5 protein-coding genes and 1 pseudogene are annotated in these 6273 nt (G+C 40.5%); all 6 read right to left on the bottom strand.

From position 1 onward, the window contains the following. Positions 1–18: 18 nt before the first annotated feature. Positions 19–518: pseudogene (locus C3Z13_RS02860) on the bottom strand (YgjV family protein). A gap of 202 nt (positions 519–720) precedes the next feature. Continuing rightward, positions 721–1617, bottom strand: coding sequence for a tagatose 1,6-diphosphate aldolase (locus C3Z13_RS02855; RefSeq protein WP_103854943.1), 897 nt, complete (start codon positions 1615–1617; stop codon positions 721–723). 86 nt (positions 1618–1703) lie between these two features. After that, the gene (gene nagA, locus C3Z13_RS02850; RefSeq protein ID WP_103854942.1) at positions 1704–2864 is read right to left on the bottom strand and encodes an N-acetylglucosamine-6-phosphate deacetylase; all 1161 of its coding nucleotides are present in this window, start codon (positions 2862–2864) and stop codon (positions 1704–1706) included. A 144-nt stretch (positions 2865–3008) separates the two neighbouring features. Then, the gene (gene agaR / locus C3Z13_RS02845; protein ID WP_245872515.1) at positions 3009–3647 is read right to left on the bottom strand and encodes a transcriptional repressor AgaR; all 639 of its coding nucleotides are present in this window, start codon (positions 3645–3647) and stop codon (positions 3009–3011) included. A 145-nt stretch (positions 3648–3792) separates the two neighbouring features. Further along, positions 3793–4587, bottom strand: a complete 795-nt coding sequence (locus tag C3Z13_RS02840; RefSeq protein WP_146256855.1) for a carbohydrate-binding protein — start codon at positions 4585–4587, stop codon at positions 3793–3795. A gap of 47 nt (positions 4588–4634) precedes the next feature. Then, positions 4635–6257, bottom strand: coding sequence for a sulfatase family protein (locus tag C3Z13_RS02835; RefSeq protein ID WP_017806045.1), 1623 nt, complete (start codon positions 6255–6257; stop codon positions 4635–4637). Positions 6258–6273 lie beyond the last annotated feature (16 nt).

Genomic DNA, 6273 nt, shown 5'->3' with positions numbered 1-6273 from the left:
GATGAAATGAATCATTATCTATAAGTTTGAACGCATTAAACGAATAATAGTGATGGTATTTACCACCATAACCGTGCTTTCTAATAACACGCCACCTAAAGATCCCACTAAAATATATTTGTTAGCCAACAAGCCGAGCCGATTAACATAAATAAACGCATTGGAATGCCTTTTAATAAAAATAATGAAATTGTTCCAATGGTTGAGGCAATAATTGGGAAAACCTGCCAAACGGAATCTGCAATGACATAGCCAAAAATAATCCCTAATAAAACAAAAAAGAAGGCAATATATTTTGATGAAACATAAATAGATGTTGCCGTTCTTAAGGTGGAAAGTAACGAACTTAATGCCGCTACATTTGCACCTAATAAAATAAAATGGCTCATATAGGTGATATTTTGAATCAACATCACAATTTTGAGCTTTTTATCATTCTTTTGGTAAAAACAAATTACTCCTAATATAAAAGCCAAAATACCGAGTAATTGTGGAATGTTTATAATATTGTCTAGCATAAAATGTATTAATTAATATTCTATAAACTTATATCTAGCCAAACAAAATTGAATTTAAACTAGAATATCCGTTCTGTCTATGAATAAGTTTTGATTTTGTGATCTTGATCTAACATTTTTCAAAACAATGTTTCAAATAAGAAAAGCGGTCTAAAATAGACCGCTCTTTTTCTATGTATCTTCTCTGCGTCACGCCATCGGATTAAATGTTTAACGGCTGTGCGGTTTCTTTTAGTACGGCATTAAGGGCTTCAATGTTGGCTTTGCCTTCGTTGAGTAGCCATTGTTTTGCTGCTTCTGCCCCTTCTGCTTTAAAGATTTCCGCAGCACCTGCCCAAGTGGCACGTCCGCATAATACGCCGTTGAAATCGCAACCAGCCTCTTTAGCAAAACGTAACGTATCAAGGAATAAGGAGGAACTCACACCTGCACTTAAGAAGATAAATGGAATTTCGGTGGCATCGCTTTGTTCTTTGAAGTAGGCTTGGGCTTGTGCTTGACTATATACCGCTTCCTGCTCTGCGAAACCTTCGACAAATTTCATATCCACTGGCACTTCCACTTTTAATACATCAACGCCAAAACGTGGTTCGGAGAATAATTTCATCGCTTCGATCACTTTGCGCGGTTTGATTTTCGCGTATTCTTTCGGATCAGAAATATTCGCGTCATAGCTTACAAGCTCAAGGAAGAATGGCATTTCTTCTGCTTTACATTCTGAAGCCACCCGTTCTACAAAGGCTTCTTTGCGATCATTCACTTCTTTGCCTTCGTCAATGTCGATATAAAGCAATAATTTGATGCCATCTGCACCTTTGGCTTTTAAACGTTGCACGGAAACATCGTCAATTAAATCTGGATAGCGACCCGGTTGGGTTTTGTCATAACCTGTTTTTTCATAAGCCATTAATAAACCCGCGTTGGCAGCACGTTTTTCAGCCGCTTTCCAGCCCACTTCTGGGTCAAGCAAAATAGATGAGGCATAAGGGGTTAAGTATTCAGACACCAATACTTTAAACTCAGCAAGTTGCTCATTCGTTGCGTCTTCGCCCAACATACGGCGTAATGCACCACGTTGGTCAATGGCGAGTGCCGCAATTAAATTGTCTTGGCTACATAATTTTTTAAACGTTCAGTTCTTAACTTTGACATTGTTTTCTCTCCATCTTTGTAAATATAAAAATCTTAAGATTTTTCACCGCACTTATAAACTTGTTCCCCTTGAATATAAGTGGCTTGAACTTGTAATTCTTTGTTTAATAAGGTGAAATTTGCTTCTTTGCCGACAGCAATATCACCAATGCGATCTGCCACACCTAAATAAGTGGCGGGAATGGTGGTAACCATTTGAATGGCTTCCCATACAGGAACATCGGCTTTAAATACCATATTGCGTAAGGCCTGATCCAGGCTGCAAGTGCTACCTGCAAGAGAGCCGTCAAAGGTTCTCGCTTGACCGTTTTCTACCCGCACGGTTTGCACGCCTAATGTGTACTCACCATCTGGCAAGCCACCTGCGCGCATACAATCCGTGATCAACACCATTCTGCGGTAAGTTTTTAATTTATAAGCTAAATTTAATACGGCTGGGTGAACGTGAATGCCATCTGCAATAATTTCCGCCAGCATATCGTGATATAACACCGCCCCCGTGCAACCTGGCTCGCGGTGGTGCAATGCACTCATTCCATTGAATAAATGCACACCGCAATCTGCCCCTAAATAATAGGCTTTGGTCACTTGCTCAAAGGTGGCGTTAGTGTGTGCCACAGACACCTTTACGCCATTTTCCACCAACCATTTAATAGCAGGTTCGGCATTTTCGATTTCAGGTGCAATAGCGACCCGTAATAAAGTGCGGTCGGAAATTTGCAATAATTCTTCTAGCTGTGGAATCGTTGGTGGCATTAAATATTCGGTTGGGTGCGAGCCACGATGGCGTTCGGTAAAATAAGGCCCTTCCATAAAGCTCCCCAACAATTCCGCACCAGATTGTCGCCCTTGCCGAATGTAATCTTTCATTCGTTGCATTGAGGAAAGAATATTCGCCCAAGGGGCTGAAACAGTCGTTCCTACCCACGCGGTAACCCCTGTTTGTGGTAGCGCTTGTGCAATGGTAGCCAGTGCAGTGTCGTTTTCGTCCATCACATCTGCCCCTGCGCGGCCGTGAATATGCACATCAATGAACCCCGCAGAAAGATAGCTGTCAGGATAATAATGTACATCGCAATCAGTGGGCTTTTCTACTTGGATACGTTCGATTTTGCCTTGATTTATCACCACATATTTATTCAGTAACTCCCCTGATGACGTCATCACTTTTTCGGGTTTAATGGCATAACGCATTGTTTTTCCTCTTAATCTACAATAATCACTTCAATATTATTTTCCTGAAGTGCGGTCAAATATTCAGGAGAAATGCCAGAATCGGTAATTAATACATCAATATCGGCAAATTTGCGGATAACGTGGCAACTTTTTTTACCAAATTTAGGAATCCGTTACCGCAATCACTTGATTAGAAATCTCGCACATAATGCGGTTGAGATTCGCCTCTTGCTCATTATGCGTAGTAATACCTGCTTGAATATCAAATCCATCAACGCCCAAAAATACTTTGCTGAAACAATAGTTTGCTAAACTCGCATCTGCTTGTGGGCCAGAGAAAGACATTGCATTTTTGCGTAATTTCCCGCCTGTCATTAGCACTTCCACATTTTCTGCATCGGCTAATTCAGAAGCAATATCTAGCCCATTTGTCATTACCAGCACATTTTTCACTGCGGATTTTTTCAACGCCGCAGCAATTTCTCGCGTGGTCGTGCCTGAATCTAAAATAATAATATCATCGTCATTAATCAGTTTTAGCGCGGCTTCCGCAATCTTATTTTTTGCCCCTAAATTACGATGTCTTTTTTCGGCATTGCTTAATTCTGCGATCATTCCTTTATTCGGTACAGCACCACCGTGGGAACGCACAATATAGCCATTTTTTTCTAAAAAATTGAGATCTTGCCGAATAGTAACGGTAGAAACAGAAAAGGTTTCAGCCAAATCTTCCACACGGGCAGAAGAATTTTTATTGACTATTGCGACAATCTCCATTCGTCTTTCAATTGCACTTTTCATCTTTTCGTCCTTTAAGATGTGACATTAAAAATTATAGACCAAAATAAAGCAAAATGAAACAAAACGAAAACCAAGATATTGAAAAAGATTAACTTATCAGCACAAAATTTTATTTTACTTTCATTTTCTTATCTTTTTTTCATTCTTAAATATTTCTGCCTAATACTTCAATTTGGCTTAATGCCGTAAACGGTGATGGATCTTTCGCTTTCACAAAATGCGTTAATTGCAGATAGTCGCATTGCCGTTTGGCAAATTGGAAAAACTGGGGTTGCCCTGTTCTTGCTAAATTTAAGATTTCTTCTGAGCCATCAGAAAACTGTACGCTAACTTGTTGCCACCACGCATCGTGCGGAAAATCTGCGCGCAAAATGAGCACAAGTCCATCAACTTCTACGTTGCGTCCAAATTCAATTTTTAATTCTGCATTCGGATCTTGCGCGTTACTCCAAGAAGTGAAAGGGTAAGAACCGTGTGCATTGCTGTCAAAAACACCGTCAATCACATTGTATGGCGCAAAACGAATGTTGCTCGCCACAATGTTGCTACTGATACGAGGATAAACGCTCGTTTGCTGTGGTTGAAAATACGGATTAAAGGCAAGATTGCCATATCGCGCCACTTCGTAATCTCTGGCTACGCGTACCCATAGAAAATGAATGCCCCCTTGGAATGCCTTATCGCTGTTAAATAAACGTCTGTCATCGCCAAAGGGAATGCGGTATTCAAAGCGATTTTCAGTTAAATAAACAAGGCTGCTTTCAAGGCTGTCTTCTAAACGTAATTTTAAATAGCAAGGTGCATTATCTGTTTCAATACAAATGCGATCGCCTGTTTGATACTCACCTTTGTAGGTGAGCATTAAGAAATCAAACGCACTTTTACACAGTTTAATATTATCGTCTTTATCTAGAATGCTTAGCGTAATTTTTGTCATCATTCTTCCTCAAAAAAATCAGCCACCATAACAGTGGCTGATTCATCAGATTATTTTGCTTTTGCTGAAGCCTCAATCGCTTGGAATTCTTCAGGATTCCACGCCATTGGTTTTGGTTGTGTGCTGATCCAGTCGTAAAATGCTTTTTGCAATTCTTTTACTTTTTCTGGATATTTATCAGCCACATCTTGGCTTTCTGCTGGGTCAACTTTGTCGTGATAAAGATGAAGTTTGTTACTTCCGTCATTGTAGAAATATAACGCCCAATCTTGATCGCGAATTGCCCACGAGCTTTTCGAGAGTTTTTCTAAGTTTGGATTTTTCGGTGCATCATTGGTGTTATAGGTGATATATTTCCAATAATCCGCCCAGAACTTTTGGTTATCCTCACTATAATGTTTCGCACCTGGCCCCGCCCAATAGAGATATTTATGCGGTGAAACTTTTTCTTTGCCTTCTAACACTGGCAAAATATCACGTCCGTCCAGTTTTAAAGAAGCTGGCACTTTAATATTCGCTGCTTTCAGTGCTGTTGGCAGAATATCTACCGCAGAAATTAAGCTGTCATTTTTAGTATCCGCTGGAATGTGTCCCGGCCAAGAAACGATGAATGGCACTCGCACACCACCGTTATACATTTGTCCTTTAAAGCCACGATCCATTCCATTTAATGGCATTGGCGCTTCGTGAACCGAACCATTGTCGGATAAGAAGAAAATAATGGTGTTATCTAATTTGCCGTCAGCTTTTAATTTGTCGATGATTTTACCAATGCCCTCATCAGCCGCATTGATCGCCGCAAAATATTTATCGGCCTCCACATTCCCTGTATTGAAACGATCCATATATTTGGCAGGTGATGCTTCTTCCAATGGAATGTGTGGTACGCTATAAGCAAGATTTAAGAAAAACGGTTTATCGCCTGTTTTATCAATAAATTGCAGTGCTTCATTGGTTAAATTATGGGTTAAATAGCCCGGTGCTTCAATCGGTTTGTCATTACGCCATAGTGCTGGGGAATTCCACAATGCCGCCCCTGATACAAAATAGCTGTAAGAATAATCAAAACCACGATCTGTTGGGAAATAACCTTTATCTGGTACAGATGAGAAGTTATCGTGGTAATCACGGGTTTTTACATCATCAGGCTTAGTGATACGTCCAATTTTTCTGTCTTTATTCACTCGAGCATTATGGTATTTACCAATATTCGCCGTGGCATAGCCATTTTCTTGGAATAATGCTGGCAACAGCTTCACATCAAGTGGAATACCGTTGAAAGAATCATCATTACTATAAATACCAAATGACGCTGGATAACGTCCTGTCAAAATCCCTGCACGAGATGGGCCACAAACAGGGTGAGCAACGAACGCATTGGTCATTTTTACCCCTGTTGCGGCTAATTTAGACACATTCGGCATTGCACGCTGTGCGGCGTCAATCATTTTATCTAAATCACCTTGATAACGAGCAGCAACAGGGCGTTTGCTTAATTCGTTCTTGTCTAAGCTGTCAATGGCGAAATCAAGCTGGCCTGTGCCTAAATCGTCCATTACAATAACCAGCACGTTCGGTTTTTGAGGATCTTGGCTGTGTGCGTAAACAGGCTGAGCCGCAGCACCAACAACCAATGCGGATAATAAACACTGACTAAGTAACGAGCGTTTCATTATGATCTCCTTTGAT

The sequence above is a fragment of the Avibacterium endocarditidis genome, assembly GCF_002921145.1.
Lineage (GTDB): Bacteria > Pseudomonadota > Gammaproteobacteria > Enterobacterales > Pasteurellaceae > Avibacterium > Avibacterium endocarditidis.
This window is presented reverse-complemented; position numbering and strand designations above follow the sequence as displayed.

What these genes read in the sequence shown, in the direction of transcription:
- agaR (WP_245872515.1), bottom strand. Translation starts at nt 3,647, where the DNA reads ATGAAAAGTGCAATTGAAAGACGAATGGAGATTGTCGCAATAGTCAAT.
- nagA (WP_103854942.1), bottom strand. Translation starts at nt 2,864, where the DNA reads ATGCGTTATGCCATTAAACCCGAAAAAGTGATGACGTCATCAGGGGAG.
- C3Z13_RS02835 (WP_017806045.1), bottom strand. Translation starts at nt 6,257, where the DNA reads ATGAAACGCTCGTTACTTAGTCAGTGTTTATTATCCGCATTGGTTGTT.
- C3Z13_RS02840 (WP_146256855.1), bottom strand. Translation starts at nt 4,587, where the DNA reads ATGATGACAAAAATTACGCTAAGCATTCTAGATAAAGACGATAATATT.